Below are 22,347 nucleotides of genomic sequence, written 5' to 3'. Positions count from 1 at the left end.
TGAACGAGCGATCCGGCCACGCCGCGGGTGCGTCATATCAAACGGGACTGCCTAGGCGATCACTGGGCGATCACTCGTACGAGAAGATGCTGCCCAGCTTGTCCATGCGCTCGAGCGCCATGCCCGAACCGCGCACGACGCAGGTCAGCGGATCTTCCGCGACGAGCACCGGCAGGCCGGTTTCTTCCGCGAGCAGGCGATCGAGGTCGCGCAGCAGCGCGCCGCCGCCCGTCAGCATCATCCCGCGTTCGGCGATGTCGGCGCCGAGTTCCGGCGGCGTCTGTTCGAGCGCGATCTTCACCGACGACACGATCTGATTCAGCGGATCGGTCAGTGCTTCGAGGATTTCGTTGCTGGAGATCGTGAAGCTGCGCGGGATGCCTTCCGACAGGTTGCGGCCCTTCACTTCCATTTCCTTGACTTCGGAGCCCGGGAACGCGGAGCCGATTTCCTTCTTGATTGCCTCGGCGGTCTGCTCGCCGATCAGCATCCCGTAGTTGCGGCGGATGTAGTTGACGATCGCCTCGTCGAACTTGTCGCCGCCGACGCGCACCGAGCCTTTGTAGACGATGCCGCCGAGCGAGATCACGCCGACTTCGGTCGTGCCGCCGCCGATGTCGACGACCATCGAGCCGGTGGCTTCCGAAACCGGCAGGCCCGCGCCGATCGCGGCCGCCATCGGCTCCTCGATCAGGTAGACCTGCGACGCGCCGGCGCCGTGCGCCGCTTCCTTGATCGCGCGGCGCTCGACCTGGGTCGAGCCGCACGGCACGCAGATGATGATGCGCGGCGACGGCGAGAACATGCGCGACTCGTGGGCCGTCTTGATGAACTGCTTGATCATCTGCTCGGTGACGGTGAAGTCGGCGATCACGCCGTCCTTCATCGGGCGGATCGCCTCGATGTTGCCCGGCACCTTGCCGAGCATCTGCTTGGCTTCCTTGCCGACCGCCTGGATCGTCTTCTTGCCGTTGGGGCCGCCTTCCTGGCGGATCGACACGACGGACGGTTCATCGAGCACGATGCCCTTGCCGCGCATGTAGATCAGGGTGTTTGCGGTGCCGAGGTCGATCGCGAGATCGTTGGAGAAGTAGCTGCGCAAAAAACCGAACATTCAGAATCCTGTTTCGCTCTGGGCCGGCCCTGCATAGCGAGCGCTGAGGGCGGCAGCGGAAAAAATAACAGCCTCGGGAAGCGTGGCGGAAGCGGCCGCCGCGGCGCACGAAGCTGCGAGTGATGTCTACCGGGGATCGCACGAAGCACGCACGGCTTGCCGAAGCAGGGCGAAACGGTGCGGGAAAAGGCTGCCGGGTTTGGGTCGAACGCGTAATGATACCTTATAATTTCACGGTATTTGAATCGAAACGGGCGGTATTTTTGCCGCTTCGGCCCCGATTTTTGAGGGTGGGATCGCACCCTCCAACCCCCGCCGCAGTGCTGCTTTCGATGCACTGCGCAGCCTTGTTTTTCCGGTGATCGCATGGCCCTGACCCTGACCGATGTGAAACGCATCGCGCACCTGGCGCGACTCGAAATGGCCGACGCCGACGCCGAGCACATGCTCGGCCAGCTCAATGAATTCTTCGGCCTCGTCGAGCAGATGCAGGCGGTCGACACCGCCGGCATCGCGCCGCTCGCCCACCCGATCGAACAGATCCAGGAAGTCGCGCAGCGCCTGCGCGACGACGCCGTGACGGAAGTCGTCAATCGCGACGACAACCAGCGTCCGGCGCCGGCCGTCCAGGACGGCCTCTATCTCGTGCCGAAGGTGATCGAGTAAGCATTCGATGACAAGCGCGCCGGCCGTCCAGCGCCGCGCGCGACCCAGAATTCCCAGGAAAACCACTCAATGCACGCAAAAAGCCTGACCGAACTGCGCGCCGCGCTCGCCGCCAAGGAATGCTCGGCCGTCGAGCTCGCGCAGCACTATCTGAAACGGATCGACGCCGCGCGCGACCTGAACGCATTCGTTCAAGTCGACGCCGACCTCACCCTCGCGCAGGCGAAAGCCGCCGACGCCGAACTCGCGCGCGGCGCGGGCGGCGCGCTGACCGGCCTGCCGATCGCGCACAAGGACGTATTCGTCACGCGCGGCTGGCGCTCGACCGCCGGCTCGAAAATGCTCGCGAACTACGAGAGCCCGTTCGACGCGACCGTCGTCGCCCGCCTGCAGGCGGCCGGCATGGTCACGCTCGGCAAGACCAACATGGACGAGTTCGCGATGGGCTCGTCGAACGAGAACTCGGCGTTCGGCGCGGTGAAGAACCCGTGGGACACGAACGCGGTGCCGGGCGGCAGCTCGGGCGGCAGCTCGGCCGCCGTCGCCGCGCGCCTCGCGCCGGCCGCGACCGGCACCGACACCGGCGGTTCGATCCGCCAGCCCGCGTCGTTCGCCGGCGTGACGGGCATCAAGCCGACCTACGGCCGCGTGTCGCGCTACGGGATGATCGCGTTCGCGTCGTCGCTCGACCAGGGCGGCCCGATGGCGCAGAGCGCGTCCGACTGCGCGCTGCTGCTGAACGCGATGGCCGGCTTCGACGAGCGCGACTCGACGAGCCTCGAGCGCGACGACGAAGACTTCACGCGTCACCTCGGCCAGCCGTGGGCCGCCGGCAACGACGCGGGCAAGCCGCTCGCGGGCCTGCGCATCGGCTTGCCGAACGAGTATTTCGGCGCCGGTCTCGCCGACGACGTGCGCGCGACGATCGACGCGGCGCTCAAGCAATACGAGGCGCTCGGCGCGACGCTCGTGCCGGTGTCGCTGCCGAAGACGGAACTGTCGATCCCCGTGTACTACGTGATCGCCCCGGCGGAAGCGTCGTCGAACCTGTCGCGTTTCGACGGCGTGCGCTTCGGCCACCGCGCCGCGCAGTACGGTGATCTGCTCGACATGTACAAGAAGTCGCGCGCGGAAGGCTTCGGGCCTGAAGTGAAGCGCCGGATTCTGGTCGGCACCTACGTGCTGTCGCACGGCTACTACGACGCGTACTACCTGCAGGCGCAGAAGATCCGCCGCATCATCGCGAACGATTTCCAGGAAGCGTTCAAGTCCTGCGACGTGATCATGGGCCCGGCGTCGCCGACGGTCGCATGGGATCTCGGCGCGAAGGGCGACGATCCGGTGCAGATGTATCTCGCGGATATCTACACGCTGTCGGTGAGCCTCGCGGGCCTCCCGGGCATGAGCGTGCCGTGCGGCTTCGGCGCGGGCGCGAACGCGAAGCGCCCGGTCGGCCTGCAGATCATCGGCAACTATTTCAACGAAGCCCGGATGCTGCAGGTCGCCGACGCGTTCCAGCGCGCGACCGACTGGCACAAGCAAGTTCCGGCAGGGGTGTAAGCATATGGCTACTCAGTGGGAAGTCGTTATCGGTCTCGAGACGCACGCGCAACTGTCGACCGTCTCGAAGATTTTCTCGGGCGCATCGACGCAGTTCGGCGCGGAGCCGAATACGCAGGCGTGCCCGGTCGACCTGGCGTTGCCGGGCGTGCTGCCGGTGCTGAACCGTGGCGCGGTCGAGCGGGCGATCCGCTTCGGCCTCGCGATCGGCTCGACCATCGCGCCGCGCAGCATCTTCGCGCGCAAGAATTATTTCTACCCCGATCTGCCGAAGGGCTATCAGATCAGCCAGTACGAGATTCCGGTCGTGCAGGGCGGCCAGATCACGATCCAGGTGCCGGCCAACGAGAAGGCCGGCAAGCCGGCGTACGAGAAGACGGTCAACCTGACCCGCGCGCACCTCGAGGAAGACGCGGGCAAGTCGCTGCATGAAGACTTCGCCGGCATGACCGGGATCGACCTGAACCGCGCGGGCACGCCGCTGCTCGAGATCGTCACCGAGCCGGAAATGCGCAGCGCGGCCGAGGCCGTTGCCTATGCGAAGGCGCTGCATGCGCTCGTCGTGTGGCTCGGCATCTGTGACGGCAACATGCAGGAAGGCTCGTTCCGCTGCGACGCGAACGTGTCGGTGCGACCGGTCGGCCAGGAGAAATTCGGCACGCGTGCGGAAATCAAGAACCTGAACTCGTTCCGATTCCTGGAGGAAGCGATCAACTACGAAGTGCGTCGCCAGATCGAGCTGATCGAGGACGGCGGCGAAGTCGTGCAGGAAACCCGCCTGTACGACCCGGACAAGCGCGAGACGCGCTCGATGCGCAGCAAGGAAGACGCGCACGATTACCGCTACTTCCCCGATCCCGACCTGATGCCGCTCGTGATCGGCCAGGACTGGGTCGAGCGCGTGCAGTCCGGCATGCCGGAGCTGCCGGCCGCGATGCAGCAGCGTTTCGTCGACGAGTACGGCGTGTCCGCGTACGACGCGGGCGTGCTGACGTCGAGCAAGGCGATGGCCGCATACTTCGAGTCGGTGGTCGCGAAGGCCGGCGCGGCGAATGCGAAGATCGTCGCGAACTGGCTGATGGGCGACGTGTCGTCGCAGCTGAACCGCGACGGCATCGAGATCGACGCGATTCCGGTGTCGGCCGCGCAGCTCGCGCTGTTGCTGCAGCGCATCGCCGACGGCACGATCTCGAACAAGATCGCGAAGGAAATCTTCGCGACGATCTGGGACGAGAAGGCGACCGACGAAGGCGCGGCCGACCGCATCATCGACGCGAAGGGGCTCAAGCAGATCTCCGACACCGGCGCGCTGGAAGCGATCATCGACGAAGTGCTCGCGGCGAACGCGAAGTCGGTCGAGGAATTCCGCGCCGGCAAGGAAAAGGCGTTCAACGCGCTGATCGGCCAGGCGATGAAGGCGACCAAGGGCAAGGCCAATCCGCAGCAGGTCAACGAACTGCTGAAGAAGAAGCTCGGCTGAGCATGCGCGCGCGTCTGAACCGCGCTTGACGACGGGCCGCTCCGAACCAGTTCGGGGCGGCCCGTCGCGTTTGGTGGATGCGTTATCGTATGCACCACACCGTCCAACGGAGGAACGAATGGCGAAACAACCGTCGCTCGACGATTTCCGCGTGCCCTACAGCACACGCGAGAAGGAAGCCGCCGCATTCAAGCTCGACGCGTTCGACCCTGGCGCGAAGCCGTTTTCGTCCGGCTCGAAGGAGGCCGACCGCGAACGGCTGTCGGTCGTGTCGACCGAGCTCGACGTGCAGCAGGAGCGCTTGCACACGCAGCAGAAGAAGCGCGTGCTGCTCGTGCTGCAGGGCATGGATACCAGCGGCAAGGACGGCACCGTGCGCGCGGTGTTTCGCGAAGTCGACCCGCTCGGCCTGCGCATCGTGCCGTTCAAGGCGCCGACGCCGATCGAGGCCGCGCACGACTTCCTGTGGCGCGTGCATGCGCAGGTGCCGGCGGCGGGCGAGCTCGCGATCTTCAACCGCAGCCACTACGAGGACGTGCTGGTGCCGCGCGTGCTCGGCGCGATCGGCGACAAGGAGTGCGAGCGCCGCTACCGGCAGATCCGCGATTTCGAGACGATGCTGGTCGAGAACGGCACGACGATCATCAAGTGCTTCCTGCACATCTCGAAGGACGAGCAGCGCGCGCGGCTGCAGGCGCGCATCGACGACCCGACCAAGCACTGGAAATTCGACATCTCCGATCTCGACGCGCGCAAGCACTGGGACGCGTACCAGTCCGCATACCGCGACGCGCTCGCCGCGACGTCGGCCGAGCATGCGCCGTGGTACGTGATCCCGGCGAATTCGAAGACGCACCGCAACGTGATGATCGCCGAGCTGCTGCTGCGCACGATGACCGACATGAAGCTGGAATTCCCGCCGCCGAAGCCCGAGCTCGAAGGCGTGAAGATCCGTTAAGCTGCCCCCCTGTAAAAACATCGAACTGAACGGAACCCGACATGATGCGAGTGATTACCGCCAACCTGAACGGCATCCGCTCCGCCGCGAAGAAGGGCTTCTTCGACTGGCTCGGCGAACAGAACGCCGATTGCGTATGCGTGCAGGAAATCAAGGTGTCGGCCGACGACCTGCCGGCCGAATTCGTCGAGCCGCACGGCTTCAAGAGCTATTTCCACCACGCCGAGAAGAAGGGCTACAGCGGCGCGGGCGTGTACAGCCGCCGCGAGCCCGATGACGTGATCATCGGTTTCGGCAGCAGCGAGTTCGATCCCGAAGGGCGCTACGTCGAGGCACGCTACGGCAAGCTGTCGGTCGTATCGGTGTACGTGCCGTCCGGTTCGAGCGGCGAGGAGCGCCAGCAGGCGAAGTACCGCTTCATGGCCGAATTCATGCCGCACCTCGCGGCGCTGAAGAAGAAGCGCGAGGTGATCCTGTGCGGCGACGTGAACATCGTCCACAAGGAAATCGACATCAAGAACTGGAAGAGCAACCAGAAGAACTCGGGCTGCCTGCCGGAAGAGCGCGAGTGGCTCACGAAGCTGTTCGACGACGTCGGCTACGTCGACGTGTTCCGCACGCTCGATCAGCGCCCCGAGCAGTACACGTGGTGGAGCAACCGCGGCCAGGCGTACGCGAAGAACGTCGGGTGGCGGATCGATTACCAGATCGCGACCCCGGGCGTGGCCGGGACCGCGAAAAGCACATCGATCTTCAAGGACATCAAGTTCAGCGACCATGCGCCGCTGACGATCGACTACGACTACCAGAAGTGATGGCCGGCGCTGCGCCGCGCGCGCAGCCGCCGGATGCGAAACGGGCCGCCTGTCGACAGGCGGCCCGTTTCGTTTGGTGGCGTCGCTCATCCAAGGATGACTCACATTTTCGAACACATCCCATATTCACGCCCCCTTGATTTGTGGAGACTGCTCGACGGATGTACGCGTGCTTTCCGGGCGCGGGAAGCACGCGTCGTGGTCATTCGCAGGCCGCGACGATCCATTCAGAAAGGAGAACTCGGCATGTCGAAGCAAGCAGTTAACGAAACAACGCATCTATTCGCAAGGATCGGCGCTCGTACCGAGCGTGGTGGGAGCGTTGCGCGGGTGTCCACCAATGCGACGGATCCGAGGCTTGCAGCAGTTAGCGATATCGTTGCATACGAGGATGGTACCGAGTCCACGATCATGGACGGAGCCGGTGGTGTTGTTACGAGGGAGGACCGACCGGTTGCACTCGTCGGGTCGCATTTGAGTAATGGTGATCGTATCGTTACGGCCGCGCAGAACGCGTTCGGCATTACCGTTCGCGATGGCGACGCGGTCCCGGGACTATTTGATTCGGCATATTCGCCAATATCGGCAGATGCGGTTCGTACGGGAGGGCACCGTGCGTAAGGCGGCGATTCGACACGGCGACCCGACAACGACGAGCGGAATCGTCTTCGCATATTCGTCGACGATTTACGACGATGGAAAGCATGTGGCGCTGAGTGGTGACGAAGCGACGTGCGGCAACTGCGACGGGACATTCAAAATATTCGGAACCGGCGCAGGGATGTCGGAAAAGGGGCGGAACGTTGTCGTTGACGGTGACTTGGTGCTCTGTCCGTGCAAAGCGAATCGGGTCCTCGCCGGCTCAAATCCAGGAATATTCCTGACCACATATAGCAACGAAGAATTGTCTGTTGCGAATGTGGTTGCGCCGAATGTGGCCAGGACATCCGCTGATTCGGAGGAAGAGGTCGAGCACTTTTTCGAGATCGTTGATGCAGTCTCTGGAAGACCTGTCGACGGAATGAACTACAAGGTGCAGAGCAATGGACGTACGCTCATCGATAACGCGCCTCTCGCACACGGTAGAACGCGGTCGTTCTCAATGCAAGCGCACCCTGATCTTGCCGTCGTCGTCTGGCGCACCGGGGCCGTGCGATGAGTGACGAAATCAGTGAGGATCTGCGTTTGCTTGCTGCAATCGCATACGGTGAAGCGTCCGTTGCAAATGATTCGAACGAAATCGGTGGCATCGCCTTTGCCGTCGCAAACAGGTGCAGGGCATGGAGTGGGATGAGCGTATCGCAACTGCGTGCAGCAGACCCAAACTATGCCTATGCCTGGAATGGTGACAATCAGCGCTTCAACAAGCTGATGTCGACGCAGGGCGACCAGCTCGATGCTGACGCCGGGATGCGATTGGCCGTCGAATGGGCACGCAAAGCCTTGGCAAATGAAGGTCCGGATCCATCGAATGGTGCGTTTTGGTGGGACGGCCGTGACTTTATGACGAGGTATGCATCACACCCTAAGGTCAAAAACACATTCAAGTGGGGGACGCCTTCGCACAACATTTTCGACGTGCAGGAGAATCCGGGATTGTTTATCAAACGATGGAGGGTGGTGAACAAGAGGACCGGAAAGACAGTCGACGGCGCTGAACGAGGCCGCTATGACTCGGTATGGGTATCGACCGCGGCCCATGGGAGTACGATTTTCTGGAAATACAATCCAGACTATCTTCGGGCGACGGGAGCCAAGGCTCATCGATGAAAATCGTAACGATATTGGCCGTAGCATTGCTCGTCTTGGCGCGCGACGCCACGGCCGCGTCGTATGACGGCTACGATGCATTCTATGCAGCACGGCCAAACCCGGTATTTCGCACGTCGGTTGAGCGGGAAGGTGACCCGAATATACCCGGTGCTCACGTGCTCTATGCGTACCCCGGAAAGCCAGGCGAGTTCGCGGCGCTGCACGCCGAGCTGGGGAAAAAGGCACTCGCACTCGAACTCTGGCAGGACCGTATCGTGGTCAACGGTCGAACGTATCGGTTTGCGCGTGCGAAGGCATTTCCGGGTGAGTACGCGTCAGACATTTTTCCGGACTCGGCTGACGTATACATCGCCGAACGAGCCAATGTCCATCCGCCGCTGATCTGTGTGGAAGGTAATGGCAGTGCGTCGGGTGAAGCGGCCAGCCGATACCGGCAAGTATTCATGGTGGTGAATCCGTTGTCGCGCAAGCCTGCGTTTCTGCAATTGCCCGGACTGCTTTCGTCCTGCCGGGCCGTCGTGGTGACGAGCGATGGGAAACTTGCCTTTCCGAAGAATCGCTATCTGTTCGACGATGCGAATGCGGTGCGGACCGGATTGCTGGCCAATTACTACACGTTCGAGGGGCACCGCTTTGCTCGAACCCGCGAATCGTTCCGGCTTAAATTCACCACCCCGGAGAATCCGTTTCAATTCTCGCTGCAGGATCGCGACTGACGGTGCCGTCGGGATCGCGGGCACTATCGACGCGTCGTGCCGCGACGTCATTCGACGTGCTTGCAGGCCCGCTCAAGGCCAAGCAAGCACGCCTCCGGTCTTACTGCTTGATCGACGCCATGTCGATCACGAACCGGTACTTCACGTCGCTCTTCAGCATCCGCTCGTAGGCGGCGTTGATCTGCTGCATCGGAATCGTCTCGATATCGGACGTGATCCCGTGCTCCGCGCAGAAGTCGAGCATTTCCTGCGTTTCCGCGATCCCGCCGATCAGCGAGCCCGCGAGGCGGCGGCGCTTGAAGATCAGGTTGAACACCTGCGGCGACGGATGGTCGTGCTCAGGCGCACCGACGAGCGTCATCGTGCCGTCGCGCTTGAGCAGGTGCAGGAACGGGTTCAGGTCGTGCTGCGCGGCGACCGTGTTCAGGATGAAGTCGAAGCTGTTCAGGTGCGCGTTCATCTGCGCTTCGTCCTTCGAGATCACCACTTCATGCGCGCCGAGCCGCTTGCCGTCCTCGATCTTCGACGGCGACGTCGTGAACAGCACGACGTGCGCGCCCATCGCGCGCGCCAGCTTCACGCCCATGTGGCCGAGGCCGCCGAGACCGACGATCCCGACCTTCTTGCCGGGGCCGACGTTCCACTGCCGCAGCGGCGAGTAGGTCGTGATTCCCGCGCACAGCAGCGGCGCCGCGCCGGCCGGGTCGAGCGTGTCCGGCACGCGCAGCACGAACGCCTCGTCGACGACGAGCTGCGTCGAATAGCCGCCGTACGTGATGTCGCCCGTCACGCGGTCCTGGCCGTTGTAGGTGCCGACGAAGCCGTTCTCGCAATACTGCTCGAGGCCTTCTTCGCAGCTCGCGCAAGTGCGGCACGAATCGACGAGACAGCCGACGCCGACCAGCTCGCCGACCTTGAAGCGCGACACCTGCGGGCCGGTCGCGGTCACGCGGCCGACGATTTCATGGCCGGGCACGACCGGGTAGATCGTGTTGCGCCATTCGTTGCGCGCCTGGTGAAGGTCGGAGTGGCAGACGCCGCAGTAGAGGACGTCGATCTGGACGTCGAGGTCGCGCAGCGCGCGACGCTGGAATTCGAACGGGGCGAGCGGCGATTGCGAATCGGTCGCCGCGTAGGCATAGGTCGTGCTCATGCAAAGGCTCCTTGTCCGGAAACATCCGGCGAAACAGACTGCCGTCGCATCATGTGGCGATGCGGCGAGACAGGCGCCTATCGTAAGGAGCGCACCGCCGCGGCGAAATACATGAAGGTCTGGAAGATTTGCCTATTCCTCTTGAATTACGCGCGAACGCCCGTCAAAACGCGTTCAAGGTGCTAAATTGCGAGCCAGATTCTCTTGCCGGACAGGACCACGCAGATGAGCTTCCAGCCCCTTTTTGCCGACTCGGGCGACCGCGTGCAGCGCCGGATGATCGAGCTGCACACGCGCCTCGCGCCGAACGAGGGCGACACGCTCGCGGCGCTCGACGGCGTGCGCTTGTTCCGCGTGAGCCGTCCCGCGCCGCGCATGCCCGTACTGTACGAGCCGAGCATCATCGTCGTGTGCCAGGGGCGCAAGCTCGGCTATCTCGGCGACCGCTCGTTCGTGTACGACGCGCAGCAGTACCTGGTGCTGTCGGTGCCGCTGCCGTTCGAATGCGAAACCTTCGCGAGCATGGACGAGCCGTTTCTCGCGATCTCGATCCGCGTCGATCTCGCCGTGATCGCCGAGCTCGCGATCCTGCTCGACGAGACGCTCGGCGCGGCGATCAGCGAGCCGCTCGGCGTCTATTCGACGCCGCTCGATGCACCGCTGGCCGATGCGGTCGTGCGGTTGCTCGAAGCACTCGCGTCGCCGCACGACACGCGCGTGCTGGGGCCGGCGATCATGCGCGAGATCGCGTATCGCGTGCTGACCGGCGAGCAGGGCGACGCGATGCGCGCGGCGCTCGTGCAGCAGCATCATTTCGGCCGCATCGCGAAGGCGCTGCGGCGCATCCATGCGGAGCTGAGGGCCGATCTCGACGTCGAGACGCTTGCCCGCGAAGCGGGGATGAGCCTCGCGGTGTTTCACGCGCAGTTCAAGCACGTGACGGCGACGTCGCCGATGCAGTACGTGAAGACGGCGCGGCTGCACCAGGCGCGGCTGATGATGGTGCGCGACGGACTGGGCGCCGGCGCGGCAGCCGCGCGGGTCGGCTATGCGAGCGCGTCGCAGTTCAGTCGCGAGTTCAAGCGGCTGTTCGGCCGCAGCCCCGCGGATGACGTGCGCTGGATGCGTGACAGCGGGGTGCGCCCGGCGATGGCCGATGCGCACGCATAGTGTCCCGGGTCTCGCGCGGTGGCTCAGCGCCGCACGATCTTGCGCCGCTGCGCGCTGATGCCCGCATAGTCGGGCAGCGATTCGACGCGTTTGCCCGTCGCCTTCGCGTACAGCGGCATCAGGTCCGGCAGCCGGTTCAGCAGATCCTGGCGGCGCGCGGCGCTGTACGGGTGCGTGTAGATGAAGCCCGACGCCTTGTTCGCGCGCGTCGCGACCGCGAGCTTGTCCCACAGCGTGATTGCCGCGCGCGGATCGAAGCCCGCGCGTGCGGCGATGTCGCCGCCGATCACGTCGGCTTCGGTTTCGTCGGTCGGATCGTAGTGGAGCGACTGCAGACGCTCGCCGAGATTCAGCGCCTGCGGCAGCGGATCGCCGACGCCGAACAGCGGCGGCAGCGCGGCCGCGCGCAGCGACGTCTGCGAGGTCACGCTGAAGTTGCTGCGCGCGTGTTCGCGCAGCGCATGCGCGATGCCGTGCGCGAGCAGCACGCCGAGTTCGTCGTCGTTCAGGCGCACGCGGTCGAGCATGCCGCCGTACACCAGCACCTTGCCGCCCGGCAGGCAGGTCAGGCGGATATCGCGCGAGCGGATCGCGTTGACGTCCCACGCCCAGCTTTTCACGCGGTCGTTCCACTTCACCGAATACGGCGCGAGCTTCGCGACGATCGCGCGCAGGCGTTTCACGCGCGGCTGGTTCGCGCTCAGCAGGCGGTTGCTGTCGGCGGCCGTCTGTACGATCTGCGCGTATTCGTTCGCGGTGAGCTGCTCGAGCAGCGGCGACGGGATCAGCGTGCGGAACGCGATCGCGTTGCCGTAGCGGACCTGCTGCGGCGTCGGCGTATAGGCCTTCGCCGGCACCGCGGCGCCGGTCGGCTGCGCGCCTTCGGCGGCAGACGGCGGGACGGGCGCGGCAGACGTGGCGGGGGTGGGCGGCGTCGCCTGCGCGGCGGCCGGTGCGGAGCCCGCAGCCGTCGCGCCGATGTCGGTCGCGTGCGCACTCGTCGCGGTGAATGCCGCGGCGCCGACGCTCAACGCAGCTGTCACGCGCGCGAGACGATGCAGGCGGTTACCGCGCACGGCTCGCCTCGCCGTCGCGCGCGGCACCGTTCCATGGCGCGATCCTGAACAGCAGCAGCATGCCGGGAACCGCGAGCGCGGTGCACACGATGAAATAGTCGTACCAGCCGATCTTCGCGACGACGAAGCCGCTCGCGGCCGATGCGAGCGTACGCGGCACCGACGCGAGGCTCGTGAACAGCGCGAACTGCGTGGCCGTGTAGCGCGGGTCGGTCGTGCTCGCGATATATGCGACGAACGCGGCCATCGTCAGGCCGGTCGTGAAGGTTTCGAAGCCGTAGACGAGCGCGAGCGCGACCGTCATCGGGCTCAGCTTCGGCGTGATCTCGATACCGAACACCGACATGAACGACGCGAGCGCGTGGCTGGCCGCAACCGTGAAGTCGTACAGCACCGCGAGCACCGGCGAGCCGGGGCCGAGCTGCGCGAGCCACGCGAAGCCGAGCGTCGACACCATCTGCAGCGCGCCGAAGATCCACAGCCCGCGGCCGATGCCGATCTTCACGAGCCAGATGCCGCCGATGATGCCGCCGGCGACGCTCGCGACGAGCGCGGTGGTTTTCGCGACGATGCCGATCTCGGTGCGCGAGAAGCCGATGTCGAGGAAGAACGATGTCGACAGCGTGGTCGCCATCGTGTCGCCGATCTTGAACAGGAAGATGAACGCGATGACGAGCAGCGCGCCGGCCCAGCCGTCGCGCTGGATGAATTCGCGGAACGGCAGCACGATCGCGTCGCGCAGGTTGCGCGGCGGCGTGCCGACCACTTCCGGCTCGCGCACGACGAGCGTCATCAGGATGCCCGGCAGCATGAACGCGCCGGTGATCGCGAATACCGCGTCCCACGGCAGGTGGTCGGACAGGATCAGCGCGAGCGAGCCGGGGATCAGCGCGGCGAGCTTGTACGCGTTCACGTGCACCGCGTTGCCGAGGCCCTGCTCGGTGTCGCGCAGCAACTCGCGGCGATACGCGTCGATCACGATGTCGGCGCTCGCGCCGAAGAACGCGACGAGCGTGGTGAGTGCGGCGACCGTCCAGATCGAGTCGCGCGGCGACACGAAGCCGAGCGCGGCGATCGCGCCGGCGACCAGCAGCTGCGTGAGCAGCAGCCAGCCGCGCCGGCGGCCCGGCCGCCAGCCGGGCAGGCGCGGGATGTAGCGGTCCATCAGCGGCGCCCACAGGAACTTCCACGTATACGGGAACTGGATCAGCGCGAACAGGCCGATTTCCTTCAGGTTCACGCCCTCGGAGCGCAGCCATGCCTGCACGAGGTAGACGAGCGTGAAGAGGGGCAGCCCCGACGTGAAGCCCAGGAACACGCAGATCAGCATGTGCGTGTTCAGATAGGCGCGCCAGCCGGGGTGATCCTCGTGAGCGGTGAGTGCGGGCGCCTCGTGTGGCGTTTTCGACATGGACAGGAACTGGGTAGCGTTGACTGACGGCGGCGGCAGCGCAGGCGGCGCGCACGGCGCAGGAGGGGCGGCCGCGCGCGTGGGCGGGCCGGATCTTCCGTCAACGGCTCCCCGGCTCAGCTGCGCTTGACGCGATAGACAGCAAGACTACCACGCCAGTTCGCTCCCCATCGAATCGGCTGGCCTTCGTGCAGCACGACGCGGTCGAGAATCGTCACGCCCACTTCGGGCGCCAGCGCCTCGAAATCCTCGATCGTCAGCACCCGCACGTTCGGCGTGTTGTGCCACTGGTAAGGCAGCGACTTCGACACCGGCATCCGGCCGTTCAGCACCGACAGCCGGTGCGGCCAGTAGCCGAAGTTCGGGAACGACACGATGCACTCGCGGCCGACGCGCGCCGTTTCGCGCAGGATCGCGGCCGTCTGGTGGATCGTTTGCAGCGTTTGCGACAGGATCGCGATGTCGAAGCTGTGGTCCTCGAACAGGCGCAGGCCATCCTCGAGGTTCTGCTGGATCACGTTGATGCCGTTCTTCGCGCTCGCGAGCACGCCCGCGTCGTTCAGCTCGATTCCGTAGCCGGTGACGTCCAGCTCCTCCATCAGCAGCGCGAGCAGCGAGCCGTCGCCGCAGCCGAGGTCGAGCACGGTCGAGCGCGGCTCGACCCAGCGCGCGATCGTGCGGAAGTCCGCGCGCGCGGACAGGGAATTCAACGCTTGCTGGTTCATGCGCCCACCTCGTTGGCGATTCGTTCGTAATACGCGCGGAGCAAGTTGTGATAGCGCGCGTCGTCGAGCAGGAATGCGTCGTGACCGTGCGGCGCATCGATTTCCGCGTAGCTGACCGTGCGCTTGTTGTCGAGCAGCGCCTTCACGATCTCGCGCGAGCGGGCGGGCGCGAAGCGCCAGTCGGTCGAGAAGCTCGCGATCAGGTACTTCGCCTGCGTGTGCGCGAGCGCGGCCGTCAGGTTGCCGTCGAATGCCTTCGCCGGATCGAAGTAGTCGAGCGCGCGCGTGATCAGCAGGTACGTGTTCGCGTCGAAGTAGTCGGCGAACTTGTCGCCCTGGTAGCGCAGGTACGACTCGACCTCGAATTCGACGTCGAAGCTGAAGTTGTACGCGTCGAGCGCGCCGTCGGCGCGCCGCAGCGCGCGGCCGAATTTCTCGGCCATGTCGTCGTCGGACAGGTACGTGATGTGGCCGATCATCCGCGCGACGCGCAGGCCGCGCTTCGGCTTCACGCCGTGCGCGTAGTAGTCGCCGCCATGGAAGTCGGGATCGGACAGGATCGCCGAGCGCGCGACCTCGTTGAACGCGATGTTCTGCGCGGACAGCTTCGGCGTCGATGCGATGTCGATGCAGTGCGCGACGCGCTCCGGATACATCAGGCTCCACGCGAGCGCCTGCATGCCGCCGAGGCTGCCGCCCATCACCGCGGCGAAGCGCTCGATGCCGAATGCGTCGGCGACGCGCGCCTGCGCATGCACCCAGTCCTCGACGGTCACCACCGGGAACTTGGCGCCGTACGGCTTGCCGGTCGACGGGTCGATGCTCATCGGGCCGGTCGAGCCGAAACACGAGCCGAGGTTGTTCACGCCGATCACGAAGAAGCGGTTGGTGTCGAGCGGCTTGCCCGGGCCGACCATGTTGTCCCACCAGCCGGTGCTGCGCGGATCGTCCGCGTAGACGCCGGCGACGTGGTGCGACGCGTTGAGCGCGTGGCAGACGAGCACCGCGTTCGAGCGCGCGGCGTTGAGCTCGCCGTACGTCTCGACGACGAGCTGATAGTTGCCGAGCACGCTGCCGCTTTGCAAGCGCAGCGGTTCGGCGAAGTGCATGGTCTGTGGAGCGACGATGCCGATCGATTCCATTCGTTCCGCCTTATGACTGGGCGGCTAAATGGTGTCGGCGATGCGCGGAGGCGAAGGTGCGCGGCTGACGACCTCTTTAGCCGCATTTGTAGTGAACCGCCGGGGCAAACGCACAGCCACGCCCTGGCCGGTTCGCGCGCCCGCAATCGAGTCAGCAAATCGGCGCGCTTCCGACCTGCCGCCCGTGGGGCGACAGTCGGCAAAGTATAGCGGAAATTGCGAGGCCCGGATTCGGGCGCATGGCGGGGCGCGCCGTCATGCGTCGGTCACTGCAGGATCAGCCGCAGGTGCGCATCGGCCTGCTCGCCCGGCGGCTTCTGGAACCCGCCCTTCGCGAAGCGGTGCCACCGGCCGATCACATAGCTGACGAGCAGGCTCGCACGGGCGCCGGGATCGTAGTCGGCGGGCAGCACGAACGGCGCCGCGCCGTCCTGCGGCGTATTCGCCTCGGTGCGCGCGACGCGCAGGCATTGCTTGACGGTCGCCTCGATGCGGTCGAGCAGCTGGTTCACCCGCTCGGTGAGCCGCTCGTCCTCGCCGACCAGCGCCTCGCCGGTCAGCACGCGCGTCATGCCCGGGTTCTTCGCGGCGAAATTGAGCATCGTCAGCGCAATGGTGCGGGCCTGCAGCACGCCGTTCGGCTCCTTCGCGACGATCTGGTTGACGAGCCCGAACAGCGCCTGCTCGATGAACTCGATCAACCCTTCGTACATCTTCGCCTTGCTGGCGAAGTGCCGGTACAGCGCGGCTTCCGACACGTCGAGCCGGGCCGCGAGCGCGGCGGTCGTGATTTTCTCGGGTTTCGGGGCCTCGAGCATCGCCGCGAGCGTCTGCAGGATCATGACGCGGCGCTCGCCCGGCTTCGGGCGCGGGCGGGAGGGTGTGGCCTGGCTTTCCGTTACGGCTTGGTCCTGCGGGTAAGTCGGCTGCATTTTTGTCGCCCCGATCGTGTGCCCAGTCGCAGCGATTTTAACGAACGAATGCGCTGGTCGACATAATGCGGGCGTCCGGTCGCCGGCAGATGGCCGGGCAGGTGGCCGGTGATCCATATCGTGCCGATGCCCAGACGCTTGTAGCGCTTCAGGTGGCTGCGCGTATCCTCGACGAGGATCGCGTCGGCGAGCCGTGCGTGCGCGGCGCGCAGCGTCCGGCGCAGCATCGCATGGTCGGGCTTCGCGCGCCACGTGCGGCGGTCGCGCATGTGCTCGATCGCAATCACGCGCTCGAACAGCCGCTCGATGCCCAGCTCGCGCAGCACCGCGCGCGCATAGTTTTCCGGCGCGTTGGTCAGGATCAGCTTGCGGCCCGGCAGCGCGGCGACGATGCGCGCGAGGCCGCGCTCGGCGCGCACCATCGCGGGCAGGTCGGAAAACGTGTGGACCACGCGCAGGAAATCGTGCGGGTCGATCGGGTGGTGGCGCGTGAGGCCGAGCAGCGCGGCGCCGTAGCGCTCGGTGTAGCCGTTGCGCAGGCGGTCGGCTTCGGCGCGCCCGACCTGCAGCGCGTCGATGATGTATTGCGTCATCGCACGGTTGATCTCCGGAAAGATCGCGTGCGACGCGTGGTGCAGCGTGTTGTCGAGATCGAACAGCCAGACGGGCGCGCCGGCGCGCGGCCGGCTGCGCGAGATGCGCCGGCGCCGCAGTGGGACCGGCAGGTCGGGGCTGGCAGGTGGGCGGCGCGCGCTCAATGCGAGCGGATCATCGTGCCGAACGGCTGCTCGGTCAGGATTTCCAGCAGCACCGAATGCTCGATCCGGCCGTCGACGATGTGCACCGACTTCACGCCGCTCTTCGCGGCGTCGAGTGCCGACGAGATCTTCGGCAGCATGCCGCCGGAGATCGTGCCGTCCTCGAACAGCGCGTCGATCTCGCGGGCGGACAGGTCGGTCAGCAGGTTGCCGTCCTTGTCCATCACGCCCGGGATGTTGGTCATCATCAGCAGCTTCTCGGCATTCAGCACCGTGGCCAGCTTGCCCGCGACGAGGTCGGCGTTGATGTTGTACGACAGGCCGTCTTCACCGAAGCCGATCGGCGAGATCACCGGGATGAACGCGTCGTCCTGCAGCGCCTTCACGACCGCCGGGTTGATCGCCTCGACTTCGCCGACCTGGCCGATGTCGATGTACTGGCCCGGGTTGTCGCGGTCCGGCATCAGCAGCTTGCGCGCGTGGATCAGGCCGCCGTCCTTGCCCGTCAGGCCTACCGCGTGGCCGCCGAAGTGATTGATCAGCATCACGATGTCCTGCTGCACTTCGCCGCCCAGCACCCATTCGACGACTTCCATCGTCTCTTCGTCGGTGACGCGCATGCCCTGGATGAAAGTGCCGGCCTTGCCGATCTTCTTCAGCGCGTGATCGATCTGCGGACCGCCGCCGTGGACGATCACCGGGTTGATGCCGACCAGTTTCAGCAGGATCACGTCGCGCGCGAAGCCCTGCTTGAGCCGCTCTTCCGTCATCGCGTTGCCGCCGTATTTGATGACCACGGTCTTGCCGTGGTAACGACGGATGTACGGCAGCGCCTCCGCGAGGATTTCTGCTTTCAGCGTGGGGGCGATCTGCGAGAGGTCGATGGGCTCGGACATGGCGGCGGCTCTGGCTGGGAACGGTTGAAACAGGGCGAATTGTACAGGAGTGGCGCAGCGCAGCATCGGGTTTTTGGGCCGGCCGGCGCCCCGGCGGCGCGGCGCGACATCGCACGCGGCGGCCCGCCGGCTATGGCGCGGCGCGATTCGGGCGGCGTCGCGCGGGTGGCGTCGGCGGGCTGGCGGGCGCGCGTTTGCGATGGACCCCGGCCAAGCGGCCGGCGTGCAAAATCCAGCCGCCGCGCTATGCTTGTCGCGTGGGGCGATGTCCCGCCCGCTTCCGCGATTGCGCCATGACCGATTCCGCCGCCGACGCCCGTTCCGTCCCGCACCGTGCGCGCTGCCCGCACTGCGGGCGCGGCTTCGACTGCGGCGCGCATACGCAGCCGTTCGACTGCTGGTGCGCGGCGATGCCGGTGCCGCCCGGCGGCACGCCGCCCGCGGCCGGCGCGCGGTGCCGATGCCCCGAGTGCCTGGCCGACGAGATCGCGCAGCGCATGGCCGGCGCGGCCGGTTGACGGCGCCTCGCCGCGCCCGTTCGCGCGCATCGATCCGGCCCCGCTAGAGGCGCCGGGCGCTAAACGGGTAAACTGCCCGGATGCAACGAATCACCACCACCGGGCGCGTCAACCTCGGTCACCTGTTCTGGCTCCGCAATCTCGCGATCATCGGCCAGCTCGTGACGATCGGCGTCGTGCAGACCTATTTCGGCGTGCATCTGCCGCTGCCGGCAATGCTGATGGTCATCGCGCTCGAAATCGTTTTTAACGCGCTGACCTGGGTGCGCGTGCTGCGTGCGCGGCCCGAGACCAATTTCGAGCTACTCGGCCAGCTGTGGGTCGACCTCGGTGCGCTGTCCGCGCTGCTGTTCCTGTCGGGCGGGACGACCAACCCGTTCGTGTCGCTGTACCTGCCGTCGCTCGCGATCGCGGCGGCCGTGCTGCCGTGGCACCTGATGATCTGGCTCGCGGCGTTCGCGGTCGCCTGCTACGCAGCGCTCGGCTTCGATTCGGTGCCGCTCAACATGGACAACCCGGCGAACCTGTTCGATTACTACCGTACCGGCATGTGGGTGAACTTCATGGTCAGCGTCGGGCTGATCGCGTGGTTCGTCGCGCGCATGTCGAACGCGCTGCGCCAGCGCGACGCGGCGCTCGGCGAGGCGCAGGCGCATCTGCTGCGCGACGAGCGGGCCGTCGCGCTCGGCGTGCAGGCCGCCACGGTCGCGCATGAAATGGGCACGCCGCTGTCGACCATCGCGATGCTCGCCGAGGAATTGCGCGACGCGGCGCGCGCCGATCCGGGGCTCGCGCGCTACGACGCCGACCTGAAGGTGCTCGAGGAACAGATGTCGCTGTGCACGTCGGCGCTCGCGCGCCTGCGCAGCCGCGCGAGCACGTCGGCGAGCCGCCAGCCGGTGGACGACTGGCTCGACACGTTCGTCGAGCACTGGCGCCTGCGGCATCCGCACGTGCAGTTCGAGCTGCTCGGCGCGCGCCCGGCCGGCGTCGCGCTCGACGATACGGTCGCGGCCGGCCAGATTCTGACGATCCTGCTCGACAACGCCGCGCGCGCGAGCCCGCAGCGCGTGACGCTCGCCGCGAAGGTCGCGCATGGCGGCACGGCCGACGAAATCGAATTCGAGGTATGCGACGACGGGCCCGGCATTCCGGCCGCGCTGCGCGAATCGCTCGGCGCGATGCCGGTCGACAGCACGCAGGGCGGGCACGGCGTCGGCCTGTATCTCGCGTTCAGTGCGGCCGCGCGGCTCGGCGGCGAGATCGAACTGTCCGACGTCACGCCGCGCGCGGCGGGCGGCAACGGGCGGGCCGGCGGTGCGGCAAATGGCCACGCGGCGGCCGCATCGGGACAACGCGCGGGATCGCGCACGGGTGCACGTGCAGCCGAACGGCCGGCCGGCGCGCCGGACAGCCGCCCGGCCGTCGCCGCGGCCGGGCGCGGCACGCGGGCCGTGCTGCGCCTGCCGGCCGTGCGCGTCGCGATGCCGGCGGCCTCAACCAACACGTAGACGGAGAAACCACATGAGCGAGAACAATTTCCTGGTGATCGACGACAACGAGGTGTTCGCGGGCACGCTCGCGCGCGGCCTCGAGCGCCGCGGTTACGCGGTCCAGCAGGCGCACGACAAGGAGACGGCGCTGCGGCTCGCCGCAGGCGGCAAGTTCCAGTTCATCACCGTCGACCTGCATCTCGGCGAGGATTCCGGGCTGAGCCTGATCGCGCCGCTGTGCGACCTGCAGCCCGATGCGCGCATTCTGGTGCTGACCGGCTACGCGAGCATCGCGACCGCCGTGCAGGCCGTGAAGGAGGGCGCCGACAACTATCTCGCGAAGCCGGCGAACGTCGAGTCGATCCTGGCCGCGCTGCAGACCAACGCGACCGAAGTGCAGGCCGACGAGGCGCTCGAGAATCCGGTCGTGCTGTCGGTGGACCGGCTCGAATGGGAGCACATCCAGCGCGTGCTGGCGGAGAACAACAACAACATTTCGGCCACCGCGCGGGCGCTGAACATGCACCGCCGCACGCTGCAGCGCAAGCTCGCGAAGAAGCCGGTTCGGCAGTAAGCGGCGCACCAACGAAAACGGGCGGCCCCCGCAGGCGCCGCCCGTCTCTCGTCAAGCACCGCGCGCGTTACAGCACGTAGCGCGACAGGTCCTCGTCCTGCGCCACTTCGCCGAGCGCACGGTCGACATACTTCGCGTCGATCGTCACGCGCTCGCCGGCGTGGTTGCCGGCCGAGAACGACACTTCCTCGAGCAGCTTCTCGATCACCGTGTACAGCCGGCGCGCGCCGATGTTCTCGGTTTTCTCGTTGACCGCGAACGCGATCTCGGCGAGGCGCCGGATGCCGTCCGCGGCGAATTCGAGCTGCACGTCTTCGGTCGCGAGCAGCGCCTGGTACTGCTTGACGAGGCTCGCGTCGGTCGCATCGAGGATCGCCTCGAAATCTTCGACCGACAGCGAATCGAGCTCGACGCGGATCGGGAAGCGGCCTTGCAGCTCCGGAATCAGGTCGCTCGGCTTCGCGAGGTGGAACGCGCCGCTCGCGATGAACAGGATGTGATCGGTCTTCACCATCCCGTACTTCGTGTTGACCGTCGTGCCTTCGACGAGCGGCAGCAGGTCGCGCTGCACGCCCTGGCGCGACACTTCGCCGCCGCTGCCTTCGTTGTTGCGCGACGTGATCTTGTCGATCTCGTCGAGGAACACGATGCCGTTCTGCTCGACGTTCTGCACGGCCTTCGTCTTCACTTCCTCTTCGTTGAGCATCTTCGCCGCTTCCTCGTCGGTCAGCAGCTTCAGCGCTTCCTTGATCTTCACCTTGCGGCGCTGCTTCTTGCCGCTGCCGAGGTTCGAGAACATCGAGCGGATCTGCTCGGTCATCTCTTCCATCCCCGGCGGCGCCATGATGTCCATGCCGACCGACGGCTGCTCGAGGTCGAGCTCGACTTCCTTGTCGTCGAGCTGGCCTTCGCGCAGGCGCTTGCGGAAGGTCTGGCGCGTCGCGTTGTTGTCGTCGTTCGCGTGCTCGGCATTGCCGCCGAAGCCCACCGCGCGCGGTTGCGGCAGCAGGATGTCGAGGATGCGGTCTTCGGCCTGGTCGGTCGCCTTGCTGCGCACCTTGCGCATTTCGGCTTCGCGCGTCTGCTTGACCGAGATCTCGATCAGGTCGCGCACGATGCTGTCGACGTCGCGGCCGACGTAGCCGACTTCGGTGAACTTGGTCGCTTCGATCTTGATGAACGGCGCGTCGGCGAGCTTCGCGAGGCGGCGCGCGATTTCGGTCTTGCCGACGCCCGTCGGCCCGATCATCAGGATGTTCTTCGGCGTGATTTCCTGGCGCAGCGGCTCGGCGACCTGCTGGCGGCGCCAGCGGTTGCGCAGCGCGACGGCGACGGCCTTCTTCGCCTTCGCCTGGCCGATGATGTGCTTGTCGAGTTCCGAGACGATCTCGGCAGGGGTCATGGTGCTCATGGGGCT

The 22,347-nt window shown here is 66.2% G+C and carries 22 protein-coding genes; 12 read left to right on the top strand and 10 right to left on the bottom strand.

What is annotated here, in order from left to right:
- Nucleotides 1-70 precede the first annotated feature (70 nt).
- Entirely contained in the window at nt 71-1,114 is a 1,044-nt protein-coding gene (locus SY91_RS02150) for a rod shape-determining protein (RefSeq protein ID WP_004189550.1), read from the bottom strand.
- Nucleotides 1,115-1,480: 366 nt separating this feature from the next.
- On the opposite strand from SY91_RS02150, the gene gatC reads away from it, so the two are divergent.
- The 8 genes from gatC (at nt 1,481) to SY91_RS02110 (ending at nt 9,082) form a co-directional block, all read left to right on the top strand.
- Nucleotides 1,481-1,780, top strand: a complete 300-nt coding sequence (gatC, locus tag SY91_RS02145; protein WP_006477478.1) for an Asp-tRNA(Asn)/Glu-tRNA(Gln) amidotransferase subunit GatC — start codon at nt 1,481-1,483, stop codon at nt 1,778-1,780.
- 69 nt (nt 1,781-1,849) lie between these two features.
- Nucleotides 1,850-3,340, top strand: a complete 1,491-nt coding sequence (gene gatA, locus SY91_RS02140; RefSeq protein ID WP_023477664.1) for an Asp-tRNA(Asn)/Glu-tRNA(Gln) amidotransferase subunit GatA — start codon at nt 1,850-1,852, stop codon at nt 3,338-3,340.
- A gap of 4 nt (nt 3,341-3,344) precedes the next feature.
- Complete coding sequence (gene gatB, locus SY91_RS02135; protein WP_023477665.1) at nt 3,345-4,820, top strand: Asp-tRNA(Asn)/Glu-tRNA(Gln) amidotransferase subunit GatB; 1,476 nt, start codon at nt 3,345-3,347, stop codon at nt 4,818-4,820.
- Between the two features lie 118 nt (nt 4,821-4,938).
- Complete coding sequence (locus SY91_RS02130; protein ID WP_023477666.1) at nt 4,939-5,778, top strand: polyphosphate kinase 2 family protein; 840 nt, start codon at nt 4,939-4,941, stop codon at nt 5,776-5,778.
- A gap of 41 nt (nt 5,779-5,819) precedes the next feature.
- The gene (locus SY91_RS02125; RefSeq protein ID WP_006477482.1) at nt 5,820-6,593 is read left to right on the top strand and encodes an exodeoxyribonuclease III; all 774 of its coding nucleotides are present in this window, start codon (nt 5,820-5,822) and stop codon (nt 6,591-6,593) included.
- Nucleotides 6,594-7,074: 481 nt separating this feature from the next.
- Nucleotides 7,075-7,752: a PAAR domain-containing protein gene (locus SY91_RS02120; protein WP_226241698.1), complete on the top strand. Its 678-nt coding sequence runs from the start codon at nt 7,075-7,077 to the stop codon at nt 7,750-7,752.
- On the top strand, nt 7,749-8,363 hold the full coding sequence (locus tag SY91_RS02115) for a hypothetical protein (RefSeq protein ID WP_124477173.1): 615 nt from the start codon (nt 7,749-7,751) through the stop codon (nt 8,361-8,363). The genes SY91_RS02120 and SY91_RS02115 overlap by 4 nt, the downstream gene beginning before the upstream one ends.
- Nucleotides 8,360-9,082 carry a hypothetical protein gene (locus SY91_RS02110; RefSeq protein ID WP_043888532.1) on the top strand — a complete coding sequence of 241 codons (723 nt, stop codon included), beginning with the start codon at nt 8,360-8,362 and terminating at the stop codon, nt 9,080-9,082. The genes SY91_RS02115 and SY91_RS02110 overlap by 4 nt, the downstream gene beginning before the upstream one ends.
- A 100-nt stretch (nt 9,083-9,182) precedes the next feature.
- Here the strand turns inward: SY91_RS02110 and SY91_RS02105 are convergent, their stop codons facing one another.
- The gene (locus SY91_RS02105) at nt 9,183-10,235 is read right to left on the bottom strand and encodes an NAD(P)-dependent alcohol dehydrogenase (protein WP_023477668.1); all 1,053 of its coding nucleotides are present in this window, start codon (nt 10,233-10,235) and stop codon (nt 9,183-9,185) included.
- Nucleotides 10,236-10,460: 225 nt separating this feature from the next.
- On the opposite strand from SY91_RS02105, the gene SY91_RS02100 reads away from it, so the two are divergent.
- Entirely contained in the window at nt 10,461-11,405 is a 945-nt protein-coding gene (locus tag SY91_RS02100) for an AraC family transcriptional regulator (RefSeq protein ID WP_043888530.1), read from the top strand.
- 23 nt (nt 11,406-11,428) lie between these two features.
- Here SY91_RS02100 and SY91_RS02095 read toward each other — a convergent pair whose 3' ends face one another.
- The 7 genes from SY91_RS02095 to argB all read right to left on the bottom strand — a co-directional run bounded on the left by SY91_RS02095 (nt 11,429) and on the right by argB (nt 18,345).
- Complete coding sequence (locus SY91_RS02095) at nt 11,429-12,481, bottom strand: M48 family metallopeptidase (protein ID WP_023477669.1); 1,053 nt, start codon at nt 12,479-12,481, stop codon at nt 11,429-11,431.
- The gene (locus SY91_RS02090) at nt 12,471-13,892 is read right to left on the bottom strand and encodes an AmpG family muropeptide MFS transporter (RefSeq protein ID WP_023477670.1); all 1,422 of its coding nucleotides are present in this window, start codon (nt 13,890-13,892) and stop codon (nt 12,471-12,473) included. Before SY91_RS02090 ends, SY91_RS02095 begins: the two co-directional genes overlap by 11 nt.
- A gap of 116 nt (nt 13,893-14,008) precedes the next feature.
- Nucleotides 14,009-14,617, bottom strand: coding sequence for a methionine biosynthesis protein MetW (gene metW, locus SY91_RS02085; protein ID WP_006755281.1), 609 nt, complete (start codon nt 14,615-14,617; stop codon nt 14,009-14,011).
- Entirely contained in the window at nt 14,614-15,759 is a 1,146-nt protein-coding gene (locus tag SY91_RS02080) for a homoserine O-acetyltransferase (protein WP_006477489.1), read from the bottom strand. Before SY91_RS02080 ends, metW begins: the two co-directional genes overlap by 4 nt.
- Nucleotides 15,760-16,025: 266 nt before the next feature.
- Nucleotides 16,026-16,691 carry a nucleoid occlusion factor SlmA gene (gene slmA / locus SY91_RS02075; protein WP_043888531.1) on the bottom strand — a complete coding sequence of 222 codons (666 nt, stop codon included), beginning with the start codon at nt 16,689-16,691 and terminating at the stop codon, nt 16,026-16,028.
- Entirely contained in the window at nt 16,658-17,449 is a 792-nt protein-coding gene (locus tag SY91_RS02070; protein WP_023477673.1) for a pyrimidine 5'-nucleotidase, read from the bottom strand. The genes slmA and SY91_RS02070 overlap by 34 nt, the downstream gene beginning before the upstream one ends.
- Nucleotides 17,446-18,345 carry an acetylglutamate kinase gene (gene argB, locus SY91_RS02065; RefSeq protein ID WP_006490510.1) on the bottom strand — a complete coding sequence of 300 codons (900 nt, stop codon included), beginning with the start codon at nt 18,343-18,345 and terminating at the stop codon, nt 17,446-17,448. The genes SY91_RS02070 and argB overlap by 4 nt, the downstream gene beginning before the upstream one ends.
- 293 nt (nt 18,346-18,638) lie before the next feature.
- Here argB and SY91_RS02060 point away from each other — a divergent pair, with 293 nt between their 5' ends.
- The 3 genes from SY91_RS02060 (at nt 18,639) to SY91_RS02050 (ending at nt 20,930) form a co-directional block, all read left to right on the top strand.
- Nucleotides 18,639-18,863: a cysteine-rich CWC family protein gene (locus tag SY91_RS02060; protein ID WP_023478191.1), complete on the top strand. Its 225-nt coding sequence runs from the start codon at nt 18,639-18,641 to the stop codon at nt 18,861-18,863.
- 80 nt (nt 18,864-18,943) lie between these two features.
- On the top strand, nt 18,944-20,374 hold the full coding sequence (locus tag SY91_RS02055) for an ATP-binding protein (RefSeq protein ID WP_124477178.1): 1,431 nt from the start codon (nt 18,944-18,946) through the stop codon (nt 20,372-20,374).
- A gap of 13 nt (nt 20,375-20,387) precedes the next feature.
- Entirely contained in the window at nt 20,388-20,930 is a 543-nt protein-coding gene (locus tag SY91_RS02050) for a response regulator transcription factor (RefSeq protein WP_011546464.1), read from the top strand.
- 67 nt (nt 20,931-20,997) lie between these two features.
- On the opposite strand, the gene hslU is transcribed toward SY91_RS02050, so the two are convergent.
- On the bottom strand, nt 20,998-22,341 hold the full coding sequence (hslU, locus tag SY91_RS02045; protein WP_006477496.1) for an ATP-dependent protease ATPase subunit HslU: 1,344 nt from the start codon (nt 22,339-22,341) through the stop codon (nt 20,998-21,000).
- Nucleotides 22,342-22,347 lie beyond the last annotated feature (6 nt).

The sequence above is a fragment of the Burkholderia cenocepacia genome, from assembly GCF_014211915.1.
In the GTDB taxonomy this organism is placed as follows: Bacteria; Pseudomonadota; Gammaproteobacteria; order Burkholderiales; family Burkholderiaceae; genus Burkholderia; species Burkholderia orbicola.
The sequence above is the reverse complement of the archived record's forward strand: the minus strand, read 5'-3'. Positions and strand labels throughout refer to the sequence as shown.

Excerpts from the sequence above, each read along its gene's own strand:
- SY91_RS02150 (WP_004189550.1), bottom strand. The coding sequence starts at position 1,114 with ATGTTCGGTTTTTTGCGCAGCTACTTCTCCAACGATCTCGCGATCGAC.
- gatC (WP_006477478.1), top strand. The coding sequence starts at position 1,481 with ATGGCCCTGACCCTGACCGATGTGAAACGCATCGCGCACCTGGCGCGA.
- gatA (WP_023477664.1), top strand. The coding sequence starts at position 1,850 with ATGCACGCAAAAAGCCTGACCGAACTGCGCGCCGCGCTCGCCGCCAAG.
- gatB (WP_023477665.1), top strand. The coding sequence starts at position 3,345 with ATGGCTACTCAGTGGGAAGTCGTTATCGGTCTCGAGACGCACGCGCAA.
- SY91_RS02130 (WP_023477666.1), top strand. The coding sequence starts at position 4,939 with ATGGCGAAACAACCGTCGCTCGACGATTTCCGCGTGCCCTACAGCACA.
- SY91_RS02125 (WP_006477482.1), top strand. The coding sequence starts at position 5,820 with ATGATGCGAGTGATTACCGCCAACCTGAACGGCATCCGCTCCGCCGCG.
- SY91_RS02120 (WP_226241698.1), top strand. The coding sequence starts at position 7,075 with ATGGTGATCGTATCGTTACGGCCGCGCAGAACGCGTTCGGCATTACCG.
- SY91_RS02115 (WP_124477173.1), top strand. The coding sequence starts at position 7,749 with ATGAGTGACGAAATCAGTGAGGATCTGCGTTTGCTTGCTGCAATCGCA.
- SY91_RS02110 (WP_043888532.1), top strand. The coding sequence starts at position 8,360 with ATGAAAATCGTAACGATATTGGCCGTAGCATTGCTCGTCTTGGCGCGC.
- SY91_RS02105 (WP_023477668.1), bottom strand. The coding sequence starts at position 10,235 with ATGAGCACGACCTATGCCTACGCGGCGACCGATTCGCAATCGCCGCTC.
- SY91_RS02100 (WP_043888530.1), top strand. The coding sequence starts at position 10,461 with ATGAGCTTCCAGCCCCTTTTTGCCGACTCGGGCGACCGCGTGCAGCGC.
- SY91_RS02090 (WP_023477670.1), bottom strand. The coding sequence starts at position 13,892 with ATGTCGAAAACGCCACACGAGGCGCCCGCACTCACCGCTCACGAGGAT.
- metW (WP_006755281.1), bottom strand. The coding sequence starts at position 14,617 with ATGAACCAGCAAGCGTTGAATTCCCTGTCCGCGCGCGCGGACTTCCGC.
- SY91_RS02080 (WP_006477489.1), bottom strand. The coding sequence starts at position 15,759 with ATGGAATCGATCGGCATCGTCGCTCCACAGACCATGCACTTCGCCGAA.
- slmA (WP_043888531.1), bottom strand. The coding sequence starts at position 16,691 with ATGCAGCCGACTTACCCGCAGGACCAAGCCGTAACGGAAAGCCAGGCC.
- argB (WP_006490510.1), bottom strand. The coding sequence starts at position 18,345 with ATGTCCGAGCCCATCGACCTCTCGCAGATCGCCCCCACGCTGAAAGCA.
- SY91_RS02060 (WP_023478191.1), top strand. The coding sequence starts at position 18,639 with ATGACCGATTCCGCCGCCGACGCCCGTTCCGTCCCGCACCGTGCGCGC.
- SY91_RS02055 (WP_124477178.1), top strand. The coding sequence starts at position 18,944 with ATGCAACGAATCACCACCACCGGGCGCGTCAACCTCGGTCACCTGTTC.
- SY91_RS02050 (WP_011546464.1), top strand. The coding sequence starts at position 20,388 with ATGAGCGAGAACAATTTCCTGGTGATCGACGACAACGAGGTGTTCGCG.
- hslU (WP_006477496.1), bottom strand. The coding sequence starts at position 22,341 with ATGAGCACCATGACCCCTGCCGAGATCGTCTCGGAACTCGACAAGCAC.